The following is a 17,303-nucleotide window of genomic DNA, read 5'->3' as shown; positions in this document are numbered from 1 at the left end:
CGACCCACCCGGCCTCGGCCCGGCAACGTGCCGGCCCCGCCCCGGACAGCGGGGCGGGGCCGGTACGACGGCGGTCGGGGTCAGCAGCCGGGCAGGCGCTCGATCAGGTAGCGCTCGACCTGGTCGAGGGCGACCCGCTCCTGGGCCATGGTGTCCCGGTTCCGCACGGTCACCGCGTCGTCGTCGAGGGTGTCGAAGTCGACGGTGACGCAGAACGGGGTGCCGATCTCGTCCTGCCGGCGGTAGCGGCGGCCGATCGCCTGCGAGTCGTCGAACTCGACCACCCAGCGCTTGCGGAGCTGGGCGGCGAGCCCCTTGGCCTTCGGCGAGAGCGCCTCGTTGCGCGACAGCGGCAGCACCGCCACCTTGACCGGGGCCAGCCGGGGGTCGAAGCGCATCACGGTGCGCTTGTCGACGCCGCCCTTGGTGTTCGGGGCCTCGTCCTCGTCGTACGCCTCCAGCAGGAACGCCAGCACCGCGCGGGTGAGGCCGGCGGCCGGCTCGATGACGTACGGCACCCAGCGCTCGTTGCGGGTCTGGTCGAAGTACGACAGGTCTACGCCGGAGTGCTTGCTGTGCGTGGCCAGGTCGAAGTCGGTGCGGTTGGCCACCCCCTCCAGCTCGGCGAACTCGGTGCCGCCGAACCGGAACCGGTACTCGATGTCGACGGTGCGCTTCGAGTAGTGGGAGAGCTTCTCCTTGGGGTGCTCGTAGAAGCGCAGGTTCTCCTCGGACAGGCCCAGGTCGAGGTACCAGTTCCAGCGCTCCTGCAACCAGTACTCGTGCCACTGCTCGTCGGAGCCGGGCTCGACGAAGAACTCCATCTCCATCTGCTCGAACTCGCGGGTGCGGAAGATGAAGTTGCCCGGGGTGATCTCGTTGCGGAACGACTTGCCGGTCTGCGCGATGCCGAACGGCGGCTTCTTGCGGGCGGCGGTCGCCACGTTGTTGTAGTTGACGAAGATGCCCTGGGCGGTCTCCGGGCGTAGGTAGTGCAGGCCCTCGTCGCTCTCCACCGGCCCGAGGTAGGTCTTCATCAGGCCGTTGAACATCTTGGGCTCGGTGAAGGTGCCCTTGTTGCCGCAGTTGGGGCAGTTCAGCTCCTGCAACGAGGTCAGCGGCTTGCCGTGCTTCTCGGCGTACGCCTCCTCCAGGTGGTCGGCGCGGAACCGCTTGTGGCACGACTGGCACTCGGTGAGCGGGTCGACGAACTCGGCGAGGTGGCCGCTGGCCTCCCAGACCTTGCGGGCGAGGATGACCGCCGAGTCGAGGCCGACGACGTCGTCGCGCTGCTGGACCATCGCCTTCCACCACTGCCGGCGGACGTTCTCCTTCAGCTCCACACCGAGCGGACCGTAGTCCCACGCCGAGCGGGTGCCTCCGTAGATCTCACTGGAGGGGAAGACGAAGCCTCTGCGCTTGGCGAGGCTGACGACGGCGTCGATACGGTCGGCTGGCATGTTTCCTCCTACGCCGGCTGGCGGTCGGCGTGGCCATGAGGTGGGTGGGACCGGACGGTCCGGGACAACGGTACGACCAGCAGCGCCCCGGGCCCAGCAGAATACCGGTGCCGGCTCAGCTGACCCCGCACACCTCCATGCCGCCGGTCTGCTGGTCGGCGGCGAGGGTGACCTGCTGGGTGCCCCGCCCACCACCGTTGAAGGTGACGTCGACCGGCACGGTCAGGGTCTGCGGGTCGACGTCACCGACCCGGTAACTGGCCACGGCCGGCTCCTCGGCGATCCGGCGGGTGAACTCGCCCCGGGACTCCCGCCGACGCGCGTCGTCGCAGAGCTTCTCGTACGCCTTGCCGTACTGCTTGTCGACCAGGGCGCGGTAGTAGTCGTCGGTGACCGCCTGACCCTGCTCCTCGATCGCCTGCACGTTGCTGACCACCAGCCCCACGGCTGCCGCGCCGCCGCCTCCGCAGCAGATCAACAGGGCGAGCGCCCCGACGCCGAGGCCCAGCCAGAGCCGCTTGCGGCTGCCCTCGGTGGGCGGGGCGGCGAACGGCGGGGCCACCCCGGGACCCTGGGGTGGGGCGGGCACCCCCGGGTCACCCGGGGCGGTGGGCACCCCCGGGGCACCCGGCGGGGCGGGCACGCCCGGGTCACCCGGGGCGGCCGACGGCGGGGTGCCGTCCGGGCCGGGTGTCGCGGGGTACGGCGGTGGGGCTGCCGGGCCGGGAGCGGTCATAGGAGCAGGGTAGTGCTCCCGGGCTCAACGCTGCGGACGCGCGGCCCGATCAGGCTCGACGCTGCGGCACGCGGCCCGACCGGGCTCAGCGGTGCGGACTCGCGGCCCGGTCGCTGTCGACCACCACCACCTCGCCGTCGGGGGCGGCGCCGGCCAGTGTCTCGTACGCCGAGGGTTCGTCGACCGACTCGGCGAGCAACGGCACGGCGGTGATCTTGACGTCGAACCCGCCCAGCGCCCGCCGGTACGTCCCGACCGACTCCCACTCGGTGAGCAGGCACCAGTGCCGGGGGTCGTCGAGGGCGCGCAGGAGTTCACCGCGCAGGTAGCCGGGGCGGGCGGCGAGCGCGGCCAGCGCGGCGTGCGCCCGGGCGGTGAAGTCGTCCGACGCCTCGACGGCGACCACGAACCGGTTGGTGACCAGCACCGGGTTCCTCCTCGTAGAGTCTGTGGGATGCAGCCTACGCAGCGCCCTCTGCTGGCCCGGTTGGCCCGGGCGAACCCGACGTCGGTGTTCCTCGCCACCCTGGCGCTGGTGCTGGTGGCGCTCTTCGCGCCCGGCCCGGTCGGTGGGCTGCTGCTGTTGGCGCTGGCCGCCGGGCTGGCCTATCTGCTGGCCACCACCTGGCCGGTGCAGGCGCCACAGACCCGGCTGTTGCGGTTGGTGATGTTGACGCTGCTGGTCACGGTGGCCCTGGTCAAGCTCTTCTGACATGCACTCATGCGTTTTTGACAATCATTCTCGTTTTCACGGACAGTTGCCGACATGACCGCCCGCACCCTGCCCCGCGCCCTGACCGCCGTCGCCACCGCCCTGCTCGTGCTGACCGGGGGCACCGCCTGCTCGACCGACGGGGCCGGGGCCGACCCGGACCGGGTGGACGTGGTCGCCGCCTTCTACCCCCTCCAGTTCGTCGCCGAGCGGGTCGGCGGGGACGCGGTCACCGTCACCAACCTGGCCAAGCCGGGCGCGGAGCCGCACGACCTGGAACTCAACCCCCGGCAGGTCGGCCAGGTCAGCCAGGCCGAACTGGTCTTCTATCTCAAGGGTTTCCAGCCGGCGGTGGACGAGGCCGTCGCGCAGAACGCCGCCGACCGGGCCTTCGACGTGACAACCGTCGCACCGCTGCGGGACGCGACAGCCGACGGACACGACCACGAGGGTGAGGACGGTCACGCCGAGGAGAGCGGCGGCAAGGACCCGCACCTCTGGCTGGACCCGACCCGGCTGGCCACCGTCGCCGACCAGCTCGCCGAGCGGCTCGGCACCGTCGACCCGGACCGGGCAGCCGACTACACGACCAGGGCCCGGACGCTGCGCGGCGAGCTGGAGAAGCTCGACACCGAGTACGCCGCCGGCCTGAAGACCTGCCAACGCCGGGAGATCGTGGTCAGCCACGCCGCCTTCGGCTACCTCGCCGAGCGCTACCAGCTGGAGCAGATCGGCCTCACCGGGCTCACCCCCGACACCGAGCCCGCCCCGCAGCGGCTGGCCGAGGTCGCCCGCGAGGCCCGCGAGCACCGCGCCACCACGATCTTCTTCGAGACGCTGGTCAGCCCGAAGGTCGCCGAGACCATCGCCGCCGAGGTCGGCGCGAAGACCGCGGTGCTCGACCCGATCGAAGGGCTCTCCGTCGACGGGGGTGGGGACTACCTTTCGGTGATGCGCACCAACCTGACCACGCTCCGTACCGCCCTGGGGTGCTCGTGACCACACCCGTGATCCAGGTCGGGCACGCCTCGGTCGGCTACGACGGCCGCCCGGTGCTGCGGGACGTCTCGCTGACCGTCACCGCCGGCGAGGTGGTGGCGGTGCTCGGCGCCAACGGCTCCGGCAAGTCCACCCTGATCCGGGCCGTGCTCGGGCTGGTCCCACTCGGCACCGGCTCGGTCGAGCTGTTCGGCGTACCGCAGCGCCGGTTCCGGCAGTGGCACCGGATCGGGTACGTCCCGCAGCGGCTCGGCGCGGGCAGCGGTGTGCCGGCCACCGTCCGCGAGGTGGTGGCCTCCGGGCGGCTGGCCCGCCGGGGAGTGCTGCGCCCACCCGGCCGGGCCGACCGGGCCGCGGTGGACGCGGCGCTGCGCGCGGTGGGGCTCGCCGACCGGGCCCGGGACCCGGTGGCCACCCTCTCCGGCGGCCAGCAGCAGCGCACCCTGATCGCCCGCGCCCTGGCCGGTGAGCCGGAGCTGCTGGTGCTCGACGAGCCGACCGCCGGGGTCGACGCGGCCAGCCAGGAGGCGTTCGCCGGGGCGTTGCACGACTTCGTCGGCACCGGCGGCACCGTGCTGCTGGTCGCCCACGAGCTGGGGCCGCTGCGTCCGCTGATCAGCCGGGCCGTGGTGGTGCACCAGGGCGGCGTCTGCCATGACGGCGCGGTGCCGGAACCGGCCGGGCACCACGCCGAGCCCGACCACGACCACGTGCACCCGCACGGTCCCGAGGAGCCCGCCGGGCTGTGGAGCAGCTGAACGATGGACCTCTTCCAGTACGACTTCATGCAGCGGGCGCTGGTCGGCGCCCTGGTGATCGGGCTGACCGCCCCGGCCCTCGGGATCTACCTGGTGCAGCGGCGGCTGGCCCTGATCGGTGACGGCATCGGCCACGTCGCGCTCACCGGCGTCGGGGCGGGCCTGCTGCTCAACCGGTCGCCGGTGCTGGTGGCGGTGGTCGCGGCGATCCTCGGCGCGGTCACCATCGAGCTGGTCCGGGCCCGGGGCCGCACCTCCGGTGACCTGGCGCTGGCGCTGCTGTTCTACGGCGGCATCGCCGGTGGCGTGATGCTGGTCGGCCTCTCCGACGCCAGCAGCGCCAACCTCAACGCCTACCTGTTCGGCTCGCTCACCACCACCTCCTCCGCCGACCTGACCACCATCGCGGTGCTCGGCGCGAGCATCGCGGTGCTCATGCTGGCGCTGCGCCCGGCGCTGTTCGCGGTCTGCCACGACGAGGAGTACGCCCGGGTGGCCGGGCTGCCCGTGCGGGCACTGAACCTGCTGCTGGCGGTCGCCACCGCGGTCACCGTCACCATCGCCATGCGGGCCGTCGGGGTGTTGCTGATCAGCGCGCTGATGGTGGTGCCGGTGGCCACCGCGCAGCAGGTCACCCGGGGCTTCCGCAGCACCATGACGGCGGCCATGGCGCTCGGCCTGTTCGCCGCCGGGGCGGGGATCTGGGTGGCGGCCACCGCCGACACCGCCCCCGGCGCGTCGGTGGTGCTGCTGGCGATCGCGTCGTTCCTCGTGGTGGCGTTGGCCGCCGCCGGCTGGCGGGTGCTGCGCCGCCGGGCCACCCCGGCCGCCGTCACCGCCCCGGAACCGCACGAGGTGGTGCTGCGGTGACGCCGACCGACGAACCGTCACTGGTATTGGTTACCGTTACAGGGTGACCGGCACCCAGGGCTACGACGCGTTCGAGGGCGCGGGCGAGCTGCTGCGGGCGCTGTCCGCCCCGATCCGGCTGGCCATCGTCAGCGAGCTGGCCCAGGGCGAGCGGTGTGTGCACGAGCTGGTCGAGCAGCTCGGCGCCCCGCAGCCGCTGGTCTCCCAGCACCTGCGGGTGCTGCGCGGCGCGGGGGTGGTGCGGGGTTCCCGGCGCGGCCGGGAGATCGCGTACGCCCTGGTCGACGAGCACGTCGCACACATCGTGGCCGACGCGGTCAGCCATGCCGGGGAGGGGCCGTCGTCCCCCGGTGAGCCGGCGACCGGGCGCGCGGGGGGTGCCGGGCGGCCCGCGTCGTGGCACGCTGTCGGCCGTGAAGATCTACGCTGACCGTTTTCCGGTCGCCCTCCGCCAGTTCCTCACCGATCTCCTCGTCGTCGTCTGGGTCTACGCGGCGATCCGCTTCGCGATGTGGCTGTACGACCTGGTGGAGAAGCTCGCCGTACCGGGGCGGAAGCTGGAGGGGGCCGGCGGCGGCCTCGCCGACAACCTGGCCGAGGCCGGCGGCAAGGTGGGCCGGGTGCCGCTGGTCGGCGACGAGCTGACCGGCCCGTTCACCAAGGCCGCCGACGCCGCCCGGGCGGTGGCCGAGGCCGGCCGCGACCAGCAGGACCTGGTCGGTCAGCTGGCGTGGGCGTTGAGCATCGCGGTGCTGGTCTTCCCGCTCGGGCTGGTGCTGTTCGGCTGGCTGCCGCTGCGGCTGCGCTGGATGCGTCGGGCCACGTCGGCGAAGGCCCTCGCCGCCGGGCCGGCCGGCCGGGACCTGCTGGCACTGCGCGCGCTGACCAGTCAGCCGCTGCGCCGGCTGACCCGGATCGACCCGGACGTGGCGCAGGCGTGGCGGCGCGGCGACGACGCCACCGTCGACGCGCTCGCCGCCCTGGAGCTGCGCCGACTCGGCCTGCGCGGTGGCCGGTAGGCACCGTCACCTGTTGTGTCCCCCCGGCCCGCAGGCTTAGATGATGGTGAATGTCTTAGGTCTGCAAAGCCGTCGTCGTGCGTCGGCACGGACGGCCCGGAGAGGGAGCGTCCCCATGCCCGTGTCCCGCAGTCGGTCGATCCTCGCGGCGGGAGCCGCCGGGGTGGTGGCGGTGCTGGCCGCCACCCTCATCGGCCTGCCCCCGGCCAGCGCCGCCACCGGTGACGGCTCCCCCACCGACGCGAACATCGCCTTCGTCGGCCGTTGGGACCGCAGCAACAGCAGCGCGTACGTGCCGAACTGGGCGGGCGCCTACCTCAAGACCGGGTTCACCGGCACCACGGTCAAGCTGCGGCAGCGCCGCACCATCGACCTCTACTACAGCATCGACGGGGCCGACTTCCGCTACCTGACCAACGTCAGCGGCACGGTCAACCTGACCCCGACCCCGCTGCGCGCCGGCAACCACACGCTGGTGGTGTCGTACCGGGTGGTCGCCGGCTCGTACACCGGGGACGCGGTGTTCCAGGGGTTGACCCTCGACTCGGGGGCGCGGACCCTGCCGGCGACGGTGCGGCCCCAGCTGATCGAGTTCGTCGGCGACTCCATCACCCTCGGCACCACCTCGTCCCGCACGGCGCTGACCGCGTACGGGTGGCTGACCGGGGAGCAGCTCGGCACCGAGCACACCCAACTCGGCTACGGCGGAGGCTGCCTCGTCGCCACCGCCGACGGCTGCGTCAGCGTCGCCAGCCAGTTCCTCCGCACCGGATACTCGGCCACCAGCCCCGCCTGGGACTTCGGCCGCTACCAGGCGGACGCCGTGGTGATCAACCTGGGCACCAACGACCGCAGCCACGGGGTGAGCGGCGCGGACTTCCAGAACCAGTACGCCACGTTCATCCGTACCGTGCGGGGGAAGTACCCGCGCGCGGCGATCTTCGCGCTGCGCACCTTCAGCGGCCGGTACGCCGCCGAGACCGCCGCCGCCGTCAGCACGGTCACCGGGGGCGGCGACCGCAACGTGTTCTACGTGGACACCACCGGCTGGCTGCCGGCCGACGGGCTGAGCGACTCGGTGCACCCCAACGACGCCGGGCACCGGGCGATCACGGCCCGGCTCGCCCCGGTCATCGCGGCGAAGCTGACCACCACCCCGACGCCGACCCCCACCACCGCACCGCCCACCACGCCCCCGCCGACCACCGGACCGCCGACCACGCCCCCGCCGACCACCGCGCCGCCCACCACGCCGCCGGCCGGCGCGACCGGGTGCGCCGTCGGGTATTCGGTGACCGGGCAGTGGCAGGGCGGGTTCCAGGGCGAGGTGACGATCCGCAACACCGGCACGGCCCCGGTCGACGGCTGGACGCTGCAGTGGAGCTTCGCCGACGGCCAGCGGATCAGCCAGGCGTGGAACGCGAGCTACACGCAGAGCGGCGGCACCGTCCGTGCGACCAACGCCGGCTGGAACGGTGCGATCGCGGCCGGCGCGACGACGAGCTTCGGTTTCCTCGCCGACGCCACCGGCGCGAACAGCCGACCCACCGGGTTCGCCCTCAACGGCACCGCCTGCGCACTGTCCTGACCGTGGTCGGGCGGCCCCGGTCCGGGGCCGCCCGACCGCACGCCAACTGTCAGCTCACCACTGCTGAACCGACCCCACCAGGCGCACCGTCAGCGCAGGTAGGCCGCGAGGCCCAACTGCTGGTTGCGCAGGGCGGTGGCGACCACGCCGGCGATCTGCCGGGCCCCGGCCGTCTCGAAGTGGGTGTGGTCGGCGCAGAAGAACGCCCCCACCGCGCCCGAGTTGTAGTCCCCGTTGTTCGGGCAGAGCTTGAGCGTGTTGTAGAGCGTGTAGCTCAGCTTGTGCAGGTCGATGACGGGGACGTTGTTGGCCCGCCCCGCGTCGAACGTCTCGGTGAGGAAGCCCCGGTTGCCCACGGCGGTGCTGCCCGAGCAGGTGATCGCGGCGGCCGGGGTGAGGAAGACCGGGTACGCGCCGCGCTGCTGGGCCGCGCGGGCCATCACGCCGAGCAGTTCCTTGTAGCGGGCCGAGCCGACGTGCCGGTTGCAGGTGGCGCTGCCGTCGTTGATGCCGAACTGGATGAACAGGTAGTCGCCGGCCTTCATCCCGCCGTTGGCGTTGAGCATGGCCTGCCAGCGGGTCGAGTAGGTCTGCGGGCTGATCACGCACTCGCCGGCCGAGTTCATCGTGGTGGTGACGTTGGGGTCGTACAGCCAGGTCTGGATGCTGCGCCCGCCGACCGCGCTGTTGACCACGGTGGCGTTGCCGTTGAAATACTGGCCGAACTGGTTGCCCCAGCCCACCGGGCAGGCCCCGCTGGACGACGGGTTGGCGACCGTGGAGTCCCCGGCCAGCCACACGGTGACCCGCGGCTGCGTCGAGGGCGTCGGGGTGGGGGTGGGCGTCCGGGTGGGGGGCGGCGTGGGCGTGGGGGTGGGCGTGGGCGTCGCGGTCGGCGGGGTGGACGGCGGTGGGCAGGGCGTCGCGGTCGGCGTCGCGCCGGTGCACGACACCCCGTTGAGCGCGAACCCGGTGGGGACCGGGTTCGCGGTGGTCCACGCACCGTTGAAGCCGAAGCTGACGCCGGCACCGGTGCCGATGGCGGCGTTGTAGCCGGCGTCCTTCGCGCTGACCGCCGTCCCGCTCTGGGTGACGGTGGCGTTCCACGCCTGGGTGACCTGTTGCCCGCTGGCGAAGGCCCAGGTGAGCGTCCAGCCGGAGACCGGGTCGCCGAGGTTGGTGATGGTCACGTCCGCGCCGAAGCCACCCTGCCACTCGCTGGTGACCTTGTAGTCGACCCGGCAGCCGGTCGCCGCCGCGGTGGCGTTCCCGGCCGCGACCGCCACCCCGCCCGCGAGGACCGCCAGCGTGATCGCGCCCAGTCCGGCGACACGTCGTCGCGCTGCTCTCATGATCTGCTCCTAGTCGCCGGTGCCGGGCCGGCGTCGCCCACCCCCATCTGGACGGCCGCCCGAGCCCCGCGACGATGGCCGGACCCCGGGACGAGAGGAGGCAAAAATCGATGTTACTCGATATTAACCTGCTCTCCCACCTCCGCCCGGTCGAACCGGCACGCCAGAGGACACCGCACCGGGCCGCAGGCGGTCGCGCTCGGTCGCCAGGCACCGCAACCCCCTCGTCTAGGGTGGTGCGGTGCTCTACTTCCTGATCGTCATCGCCGTGCTGCTGCTGGCGTACGCCGCCGTACTGGTCAGCTTCGTCCGGCGCGGACGCAAGATCCCGCCGCAGGCGTACCTGGTGCTGGCGCTGCTCAACGGACTCATCCTGGCCGCCGTGCTGGCCTGGGCCATCGCCCGCTGACGATCCGGCCGACACGCGGGCCGGGGCCCACCCTGACCGCCGTCGGCCCGGGTGGGCCCCGGCCCACTGCGTCCCTCACCACCCGAGGGCGGGATCAGTCACCGTTGATCACCACCGGGTCGTCATCGTCGTCGTCGATGTCGTCCTCACCCCAGCTGCGCCGGACGAACGGCAGGATCACCCAGAACGTCAGGAACCACAGGCCGGTGACCACGGTGAGCACCACGGCGATGCCGGTGTCGAGCACGAAGTCGGCGATCAGCAGGACCGCACTCACCATGGCGACCAGCATGAAGGCCAGGCCGCCGGTGGCCATCCGGTGGGCGAACCGGACCAGCTCCGGCTTACGACCCTGGCGGAACAACGCCCGGTGGAAGGCGACCGGCGAGATGATCATCGCGGTGGCCGCGGCGGCCGACAGCAACGCGAGAATGTAGACGTCCCGCTGGAACTCGCTCGTCCGGGTGAAACCGTTGCTGAACGGCAGGGTCAACAGGAAGGCGAAGAGGATCTGCACGCCGGTCTGGGCGACCCGCAACTCCTGGAGCAGATCGGCGAAGTTGCGCTGCCAGCGCTGCTTCTCGGATTCCTTCGACACGCGCTACCTCCGGATGAGACGGTACGACCGACGGGAGCACCTCCCGTCGGCAGCAACGCCTGTGCCCGATCCGCAATCGCCCGAAACCGATTCACGATCCCCGATCGGCCCGGTCCACCGCCGGCAGGGCCGCTCAGGCCGCCGGGCGCACCCGGGCCAGGATCACCTCGGCCAGCGGCCCCGGCGCCTCGTCGGGAATCCAGTGGGTGACCCCGGCCAGCACCACGAACCGGTAGTCCCCCGTGACGTGCCGGGCACACGCCTGCGCGGCGGTACGCCCGACGGCCACGTCCCGGTCGCTCCACACGTAGCTGGTCGGCACCGGCACCGGACCGACCGCCTTCAGATCCCGCCCCGACATCGCCCGGTACCAATTCAGCGCCCCGGTCAGCGCGCCCGACCCGCGCATCGGCTGGGCGTAGCGGGCCACCCGGGCGGAGTCACCGACGCCGGCCAGCAACCGGCGCAGGACCACCGCCCGCCCGGCCAGCAGCACCCGCTCCGCCAGGCCCGCCCGACGGAACAACGTCATGTAGGCCGAACGCGCCCGCTGCCGACGGTCGGTGGACAGCGCGTACCCGAAGGCCGCCGGATGGGGCACCGAGACCGCGGTGAGGGTACGCACCCGCTCCGGGTGCCGGGCGGCCAGCGCCCAGGCGACGATCGCCCCCCAGTCGTGCCCCACCACGTGCGCGGTGTCGACGCCCAGCGCGTCCAGCACCGCCACCGCGTCGGCGACCAGTTCCGGCAGCCGGTAGCCGGCCACCTCGACGGGCCGGGCCCCGGGCGAGTAACCCCGCTGGTCGGGGGCGTACGTGCGCAGCCCGGCGGCGTGCAGGGCGGGCACCACCGCGTCCCACTCCCCGCCGTGCTGGGGGAAGCCGTGCAGCAGCAGCACGACCTCGCCGCCCTCGGGCCCACCGGCCCGTACGTCGAACGTCAGTCCCCGCGCCGCCACCCGCATGACCGGCAGCCTACCCAGCGCCCCGGTGTGCGCCCGGGACGTCGAATGCCGGGAACCATGACCTGCTGGGCCGTTGCCGCAGGTCGGTGCTAGCGTCTGCCGAGACAACTTCACATCCGACAGGGGAGCGCACAGCGCTGAGAGTGCGGGCACCGCCCGCAGACCCTCGAACCTGATCTGGGTAATGCCAGCGCAGGGAGTTCGGTCGACCTCCAGCCGCGCCGCCGTCCGGCAGCCGCCGGGCGCGGCGTGCGTCTTCTCCTGGTTCGATCGCTGGACTGGGAGCACCGACATGCCGCACACCACCACCAACAGCAACCGGTGGCGCACGATCGACATCGTGGTCGCCGCCGTGATCGCCGTGGCCTTCGGCGTCATCTTCTGGGCCTGGGGCCTGGTCTGGAAGGCCGCCGACCCGGCATTCGCCGCCGCACCCGCCAGCCAGGCGGTGATGTACGGCGTGTGGCTGGTCCCGGCGGTCCTCGGCGGCCTGGTGATCCGTAAGCCGGGGGCGGCCCTGTTCTGCGAGGCCGTCGCCGCCACCGTCTCCGCACTGCTCGGCGCGGAGTGGGGCGGGATCACCATCGTGCAGGGGCTGATCCAGGGCCTCGGCGCGGAGCTGGCCTTCGCCGCGTTCCGCTACCGGTCGTTCCGGCTGCCGGTGGCGGTGCTGGCCGGGGCGTTGACCGGGCTGAGCGCCGCCCTGTTCGACTTCTTCGTCTGGAACGCCGAGTACGCCCTGACCAGCTACCGCCTGCCGTACGCGGCGTTGACCGTGCTCAGCGCCGCCGTCGTCGCCGGGGTCGGCGGTTGGTACCTGACCCGCGCGCTGGCCGAGACCGGAGTGCTGGACCGGTTCCCCGCCGGCCGTGACCGCACCCTGGTCTGATCCTCTCCTGACGATCGTGGAGGTGCCGGCGACGTGGCGAGTGTGAGGCTGGTCGGCTTCGGCTGGCGGCACGCCGGTCGGCGGGCCTGGGCGGTACGCGGGGTGGACCTGCGCATCGACCACGGGGAGCGGGTGCTGCTGCTGGGGCCGTCCGGGGCCGGCAAGAGCACCCTGCTGGCCGCGCTGGCCGGGCTGCTGCCGGCGGACTCCGGCGAGCAGGAGGGCACCGTCGAGATCGACGGCCTGGACCCGGCCAAGGCCCGCGAACGGGTCGGCACCGTCTTCCAGGACCCGCAGTCCCAGCTGGTGATGGCCCGCTGCGGTGACGACGTCGCGTTCGGCCTGGAGAACCGGGGGGTACCCGGCGACGAGATCTGGCCCCGGGTGGACGAGGCGCTGCGCCGGGTCGGTTTCCCCTACCCCCGGGACCGGCCCACCGCGGCGCTGTCCGGCGGCGAGCAGCAGCGGCTCGCCCTGGCCGGGGTGCTGGCGCTGCGGCCCGGCCTGCTGCTGCTCGACGAGCCGACGGCCAACCTCGACCCGGCCGGGGCGGAGCTGGTGCGCGGCGCGGTGGCCGGCGCGTTGGACCCGGACACCACCCTGGTCCTGGTCGAACACCGGGTCGCCGACGCCCTGCCCCTGGTCGACCGGGTCGTGGTGCTGACCCCCGGTGGCGGGGTCCGGGCCGACGGGCCACCGGCGACGGTCTTCGCCGCGCACGGTGCCGCGCTCGCCGCCGAGGGTGTCTGGGTGCCCGGCCACCCCACCGGGTCCCGGCCGGCCACCGGGCCGCCCGGTGCGGGGTTGCTCACCGCCGACCGGCTCGGCCTGCCACCCCGGCTGGCCCCCACCGACCTGACGGTACGCGCCGGCGAGGCGCTCGCCGTCCTCGGTCCCAACGGGGCCGGCAAGTCCACCCTGGCGCTGCTGCTCGGTGGGCTGCTCCGCCCCGGCGTCGGTCGACTGACCGGCACCGCCGCCCTGGCCGACGGGGACGCCCGTACACCCCCGCACCGGTGGCGGGCACCCGCGCTGGCCGGTCGGATCGGTTCGGTCTTCCAGGACCCGGAGCACCAGTTCGTCACCCGCACCGTCCGCGACGAACTGGCCCTCGGGCCGCGTCGGACCGGCCGCCCGGAGGCCGCCGTGCGGGCCACCGTGGACGGGTTGCTGGACCGGTTGCGGCTGACCCGGCTCGCCGGGGCCAACCCGTACACCCTCTCCGGTGGGGAGGCCCGGCGGCTCAGCGTGGCGACCGCCCTGGCCACCGCGCCCCGGCTGCTGATCTGCGACGAACCCACCTTCGGCCAGGACCGCCGCACCTGGGGTGAGCTGGTCGACCTCTTCGCCGACCTGCGTGACGCCGGGCACGGCGTGGTCACCGTCACCCACGACCGGGACTTCGTCGCCGCGCTCGCCGACCGGACGGTCACCCTGCACCCCGCCCGGGAGCAGCCGTGACCGCCCCGCTCCCCCGCGCCGCACCCGCGGCGGCCGTGGGCCACCCGGCCGCACCCGACAGGGTCGGCCGAATCCCGCTCGGGGCGACGGTGGGCCGCCCCGCTGCGTCCACCCCGCGCGGAGCGACCGTGGGTGGGCCGGTGCCGCAGGCCGGGCGGCGGAGGCGGTCGTGATCGGCCTGGAACCCGTCGCGACGCCCGGTGCGCCGTTGGCCCGGCGTAACCCGGTGGCGAAGCTGGCGGCCGGGCTGATCTTCTCGTTCGTGCTGGTGGCCAGCCTCGACCCGGTCGCACCGGCGGTCGCCATCGCCGTCGAGCTGGCGCTGCTGCCGCTGTTCGGCATCCGCTACCGGGTGCTGGCCCGACGGGCGTGGCCGTTGCTGGCCGGTGCCGTCGGCATCCTGGTCACCCTGCTGCTGTTCGCCGCCGACCGGTCCGGCCCGGTGCTGTGGACGGCGGGGCCGCTGCTGGTCACCTCCGGGGTGCTGGTCACCGCGCTCGGGCTGGTGCTGCGGATGCTCGCGGTCGCCCTGCCCGGAGTGATCGTCTTCGCCACCACCGACCCGACCGACCTGGCCGACGCGCTGGTGCAGAACGCGAAGGCCCCGGCCCGGTTCGCCATCGGCGCGCTGGCCGCGTTCCGGCTGGTGCCGCTGCTCGGCCAGGAGTGGCAGATGCTCACCATGGCCCGCCGCGCCCGGGGCGTGGACGCCGGCCGCAACCCGCTGGCCCGGCTGCGGCTGTTCGTCGCCACGGCGTTCGCCCTGCTGGTGGGCGCGATCCGGCGCGGCACCCGACTGGCGGTGGCGATGGACGCCCGGGGGTTCGACGCCGGCACCCCGCGCACGGTGGCCCGCCGGCAGGTGTTCCGTACCGCCGACTGGCTGCTGGTCGCCGGTGCCGCCACCCTGGCCGGCGGCGCGCTCGCGGTCAGCGTCGCCCTCGGCACCTTCCGCCCCCTGATCGGCTGACCCGCGCCCCACCGGGCCGTCGCCCCACCACCCCGTCGGCACGCCGACCACCAGGCACACCGGCACACGCCGGCACCACTGTGCTGAAACAGCGGTATCCGGAGGTCCGGATACCGCTGTTTCAGCCATCTGGTGTGGGACGTCTGCGCCCGGGCGGCTCAGCTGCGCCGGAAGGCGTACCGACGGCCCTGGCCCTGGGCGGCGGTGGAGCCGGCCCGGACCGACCGGCCCGACCGCGACGGCGGCCGGGGTGGAGTCGACCGGACGAGAGCGTCCGGGTGGGACGGCGTCACGGCGACCGGGACCGGGTGCGCGGGCGTCACGGTGAGTGCCGCGAGCGCCGCCGGATCCACCTCCACCGGCGACGGTACGACAGGTCGGGACTTCTTGGGACTGCGCTTGGCGGGCATTCGCTGCCTCCTGGGACGTGCGGAGGACCACACCGTCGCCTCAGCGGCGGGCGGTCGACGGACGGGATCGGCTCCGGACGACCGGCCACGAGTCATCCCCGGTCAGCAGGGGACGGGAGACGCGGACGCCCGAGCACGCGGACCCGCGGCCACGGCGGCGGGTCGGCTCTCAGAAAGGGCGTCAGATGCGCATGTCGTCACGGTAGCCGACCCCCACGCCCGGCGCACCCGCTTTTCCCGACGACCATCCCGGCCCGACGACCATCCCGGCCCGACGGCGGAAGTCCCGACGACCCCGCCGCCCGACGACCATCCGGGCCCGACGACCCCGCCGCCCGAGGGCGGAAGTCCCGACGGCCGGCCCGGCCCGGCGGCGGGACGGTCGCTGCCGCACGCACGCGACCACCCTGTGACACTGGGTGGACGGCGGCTGCCGGCCGTCGCGGGCGCGCGATACGGTCGCAGCACACAGGTGACGTGAGAGGGCGGGTACGGATGACGCAACAGGCGACGGCGCAGATCGGCGTGACCGGGCTGGCGGTGATGGGTCGCAACCTGGCCCGCAACCTGGCCCGGAACGGGTTCACCGTGGCGGTGCACAACCGCTCCCCGGAGCGCACCCGCAGCCTGGTCGCCGAGCACGGTGACGAGGGCACCTTCGTGCCGTCGGAGTCCCTGGCGGACTTCGTCGGCTCGCTGGAGCGGCCCCGCGCGGTGATCGTCATGGTCAAGGCGGGCGCCCCCACCGACGCGGTCATCGACGAGCTGGTGCCGCTGCTGGAGGAGGGCGACATCGTCGTCGACGCCGGCAACGCCCACTTCGCCGACACCCGCCGCCGGGAGGAGACGCTGCGCGAGCACGGGCTGCACTTCGTCGGCACCGGTGTCTCCGGTGGCGAGGAGGGCGCGTTGCTCGGGCCGAGCATCATGCCGGGCGGCTCGGCGGAGTCCTACCAGAAGCTCGGGCCGATGTTCGAGAAGATCGCCGCGCAGGTGAACGGCGTCCCCTGCTGCCAGCACGTCGGCCCCGACGGCGCCGGCCACTTCGTCAAGATGGTCCACAACGGCATCGAGTACGCCGACATGCAGCTCATCGCCGAGGCGTACGACCTGCTGCGGGCCGGGCTGGGGGCGACCCCGGCGGAGATCGCGGAGATCTTCCGGGAGTGGAACACCGGCGAGCTGGAGTCGTTCCTCATCGAGATCACCGCCGACGTGCTGGCACACACCGACGCCGCCACCGGCAAGGCGTTCGTCGACGTGGTGCTCGACCAGGCGGAGCAGAAGGGCACCGGCCGGTGGACGGTGCAGATCGCCCTCGACCTGGGCATCCCGATCACCGGCATCGCCGAGGCGACGTTCGCCCGGTCGCTGTCCGGGCACGCCGGTCAGCGCGAGGCCGCCCGCCGCACGTTCGGCGACGCGGGCGAGAAGTGGCAGGTCGAGGATCGGGACGCGTTCGTCGAGGACGTCCGCCGGGCGCTGCTGGCCAGCAAGATCGTCGCGTACGCGCAGGGCTTCGACCAGATCCGGGCCGGCAGCCGCGAGTACCACTGGGACATCGACCTGGGTGGCACCGCCACCATCTGGCGGGGCGGCTGCATCATCCGGGCCCGCTTCCTGGACCGCATCCGCGAGGCGTACGACTCGCAGCCGGAGCTGCCGACGCTGCTGGTCGCGCCGTACTTCGCCGACGCGGTGAGCGACGGCGTGCCGAGCTGGCGTCGGGTGGTGGCGGACTCGGCCCGGGCCGGCGTGCCCACCCCGGCCTTCTCCTCGTCGCTCGCCTACTTCGACGCGCTGCGCGCGGAGCGGCTGCCGGCGGCCCTGATCCAGGGCCTGCGGGACAACTTCGGCGCGCACACCTACCACCGGGTCGACCGGGAGGGCGCGTTTCACACCCTGTGGGCGACCGCCGACCGCTCCGAAGTGGCCGGCTGACCAGCCCGTCGACGTCGGTGCGGTGTCCACACCGCACCGGCCCCGGGCGGCCCGTCCGCCCGGGGCCGGGAGGACATGACGAATGCCCCGCCGTTGCGGCACCTGCCGCAACGGCGGGGCATTCTCACGCCAGGGCCCCGCCGGCGGGGCACGGCGATACGGGCCGA

17 protein-coding genes, 1 pseudogene and 1 riboswitch are annotated in these 17,303 nt (G+C 73.6%); of the genes and pseudogenes, 12 read left to right on the top strand and 6 right to left on the bottom strand.

Annotated elements, in window-relative coordinates; genetic code table 11:
* Positions 1-80 precede the first annotated feature (80 nt).
* From AB0B63_RS31185 to AB0B63_RS31175, 3 genes are all read right to left on the bottom strand, one after another.
* Entirely contained in the window at positions 81-1,460 is a 1,380-nt protein-coding gene (locus tag AB0B63_RS31185) for a glycine--tRNA ligase (protein WP_204926316.1), read from the bottom strand.
* A gap of 115 nt (positions 1,461-1,575) precedes the next feature.
* Entirely contained in the window at positions 1,576-2,049 is a 474-nt protein-coding gene (locus AB0B63_RS31180) for a hypothetical protein (protein ID WP_208570144.1), read from the bottom strand.
* Between the two features lie 232 nt (positions 2,050-2,281).
* Positions 2,282-2,623: an antibiotic biosynthesis monooxygenase gene (locus tag AB0B63_RS31175; RefSeq protein WP_208570085.1), complete on the bottom strand. Its 342-nt coding sequence runs from the start codon at positions 2,621-2,623 to the stop codon at positions 2,282-2,284.
* 27 nt (positions 2,624-2,650) lie between these two features.
* Between AB0B63_RS31175 and AB0B63_RS31170 the strand changes: the two genes are divergently transcribed.
* The 7 genes and pseudogenes from AB0B63_RS31170 (at position 2,651) to AB0B63_RS31140 (ending at position 8,142) form a co-directional block, all read left to right on the top strand.
* Positions 2,651-2,908 carry a DUF6703 family protein gene (locus AB0B63_RS31170; protein ID WP_208570086.1) on the top strand — a complete coding sequence of 86 codons (258 nt, stop codon included), beginning with the start codon at positions 2,651-2,653 and terminating at the stop codon, positions 2,906-2,908.
* A gap of 54 nt (positions 2,909-2,962) precedes the next feature.
* Positions 2,963-3,907, top strand: coding sequence for a metal ABC transporter substrate-binding protein (locus AB0B63_RS31165; RefSeq protein ID WP_357025372.1), 945 nt, complete (start codon positions 2,963-2,965; stop codon positions 3,905-3,907).
* Entirely contained in the window at positions 3,904-4,665 is a 762-nt protein-coding gene (locus AB0B63_RS31160; protein ID WP_219464258.1) for a metal ABC transporter ATP-binding protein, read from the top strand. Before AB0B63_RS31165 ends, AB0B63_RS31160 begins: the two co-directional genes overlap by 4 nt.
* A 3-nt stretch (positions 4,666-4,668) precedes the next feature.
* Entirely contained in the window at positions 4,669-5,535 is an 867-nt protein-coding gene (locus tag AB0B63_RS31155; RefSeq protein WP_208570089.1) for a metal ABC transporter permease, read from the top strand.
* Positions 5,536-5,578: 43 nt separating this feature from the next.
* Positions 5,579-5,881: pseudogene (locus AB0B63_RS31150) on the top strand (metalloregulator ArsR/SmtB family transcription factor); the annotation flags it as partial.
* A gap of 67 nt (positions 5,882-5,948) precedes the next feature.
* A complete protein-coding gene (locus tag AB0B63_RS31145) occupies positions 5,949-6,554 on the top strand; it encodes a hypothetical protein (RefSeq protein WP_357025368.1) in 606 nt (201 codons plus the stop codon).
* 115 nt (positions 6,555-6,669) lie between these two features.
* Positions 6,670-8,142 (top strand): cellulose binding domain-containing protein, encoded by a 1,473-nt coding sequence (locus AB0B63_RS31140; protein WP_357025365.1) that lies wholly within the window; start codon positions 6,670-6,672, stop codon positions 8,140-8,142.
* 89 nt (positions 8,143-8,231) lie between these two features.
* On the opposite strand, the gene AB0B63_RS31135 is transcribed toward AB0B63_RS31140, so the two are convergent.
* On the bottom strand, positions 8,232-9,494 hold the full coding sequence (locus AB0B63_RS31135) for a cellulose binding domain-containing protein (RefSeq protein WP_357025362.1): 1,263 nt from the start codon (positions 9,492-9,494) through the stop codon (positions 8,232-8,234).
* Between the two features lie 241 nt (positions 9,495-9,735).
* Here AB0B63_RS31135 and AB0B63_RS31130 point away from each other — a divergent pair, with 241 nt between their 5' ends.
* Positions 9,736-9,903: a hypothetical protein gene (locus AB0B63_RS31130; RefSeq protein ID WP_204926308.1), complete on the top strand. Its 168-nt coding sequence runs from the start codon at positions 9,736-9,738 to the stop codon at positions 9,901-9,903.
* 94 nt (positions 9,904-9,997) lie between these two features.
* Here AB0B63_RS31130 and AB0B63_RS31125 read toward each other — a convergent pair whose 3' ends face one another.
* A complete protein-coding gene (locus AB0B63_RS31125) occupies positions 9,998-10,501 on the bottom strand; it encodes a DUF6328 family protein (RefSeq protein WP_208570093.1) in 504 nt (167 codons plus the stop codon).
* A 133-nt stretch (positions 10,502-10,634) separates the two neighbouring features.
* The gene (locus AB0B63_RS31120; RefSeq protein WP_357025357.1) at positions 10,635-11,465 is read right to left on the bottom strand and encodes an alpha/beta hydrolase; all 831 of its coding nucleotides are present in this window, start codon (positions 11,463-11,465) and stop codon (positions 10,635-10,637) included.
* A gap of 111 nt (positions 11,466-11,576) precedes the next feature.
* Positions 11,577-11,682: riboswitch (TPP riboswitch) on the top strand.
* A 75-nt stretch (positions 11,683-11,757) separates the two neighbouring features.
* On the opposite strand from AB0B63_RS31120, the gene AB0B63_RS31115 reads away from it, so the two are divergent.
* From AB0B63_RS31115 to gndA, 4 genes are all read left to right on the top strand, one after another.
* On the top strand, positions 11,758-12,354 hold the full coding sequence (locus tag AB0B63_RS31115; RefSeq protein ID WP_208570095.1) for an ECF transporter S component: 597 nt from the start codon (positions 11,758-11,760) through the stop codon (positions 12,352-12,354).
* A 33-nt stretch (positions 12,355-12,387) separates the two neighbouring features.
* Complete coding sequence (locus tag AB0B63_RS31110) at positions 12,388-13,815, top strand: ABC transporter ATP-binding protein (protein WP_357025354.1); 1,428 nt, start codon at positions 12,388-12,390, stop codon at positions 13,813-13,815.
* Between the two features lie 169 nt (positions 13,816-13,984).
* Positions 13,985-14,785 (top strand): energy-coupling factor transporter transmembrane component T, encoded by an 801-nt coding sequence (locus AB0B63_RS31105; protein WP_357025350.1) that lies wholly within the window; start codon positions 13,985-13,987, stop codon positions 14,783-14,785.
* A gap of 905 nt (positions 14,786-15,690) precedes the next feature.
* On the top strand, positions 15,691-17,136 hold the full coding sequence (gene gndA, locus AB0B63_RS31100; protein WP_357025347.1) for an NADP-dependent phosphogluconate dehydrogenase: 1,446 nt from the start codon (positions 15,691-15,693) through the stop codon (positions 17,134-17,136).
* Positions 17,137-17,303 lie beyond the last annotated feature (167 nt).

Origin of the sequence: Micromonospora sp. NPDC049081 (assembly GCF_040648835.1) — a bacterium.
Taxonomy (GTDB): Bacteria; Actinomycetota; Actinomycetes; order Mycobacteriales; family Micromonosporaceae; genus Micromonospora; species Micromonospora antibiotica.
The sequence above is the reverse complement of the archived record's forward strand: the minus strand, read 5'-3'. Positions and strand labels throughout refer to the sequence as shown.

Bases quoted from the DNA above. Each gene is read 5' to 3' on its own strand.
- AB0B63_RS31185 (WP_204926316.1), bottom strand. From the start codon at position 1,460: ATGCCAGCCGACCGTATCGACGCCGTCGTCAGCCTCGCCAAGCGCAGA.
- AB0B63_RS31170 (WP_208570086.1), top strand. From the start codon at position 2,651: ATGCAGCCTACGCAGCGCCCTCTGCTGGCCCGGTTGGCCCGGGCGAAC.
- AB0B63_RS31165 (WP_357025372.1), top strand. From the start codon at position 2,963: ATGACCGCCCGCACCCTGCCCCGCGCCCTGACCGCCGTCGCCACCGCC.
- AB0B63_RS31155 (WP_208570089.1), top strand. From the start codon at position 4,669: ATGGACCTCTTCCAGTACGACTTCATGCAGCGGGCGCTGGTCGGCGCC.
- AB0B63_RS31140 (WP_357025365.1), top strand. From the start codon at position 6,670: ATGCCCGTGTCCCGCAGTCGGTCGATCCTCGCGGCGGGAGCCGCCGGG.
- AB0B63_RS31135 (WP_357025362.1), bottom strand. From the start codon at position 9,494: ATGAGAGCAGCGCGACGACGTGTCGCCGGACTGGGCGCGATCACGCTG.
- AB0B63_RS31120 (WP_357025357.1), bottom strand. From the start codon at position 11,465: ATGCGGGTGGCGGCGCGGGGACTGACGTTCGACGTACGGGCCGGTGGG.
- AB0B63_RS31115 (WP_208570095.1), top strand. From the start codon at position 11,758: ATGCCGCACACCACCACCAACAGCAACCGGTGGCGCACGATCGACATC.
- gndA (WP_357025347.1), top strand. From the start codon at position 15,691: ATGACGCAACAGGCGACGGCGCAGATCGGCGTGACCGGGCTGGCGGTG.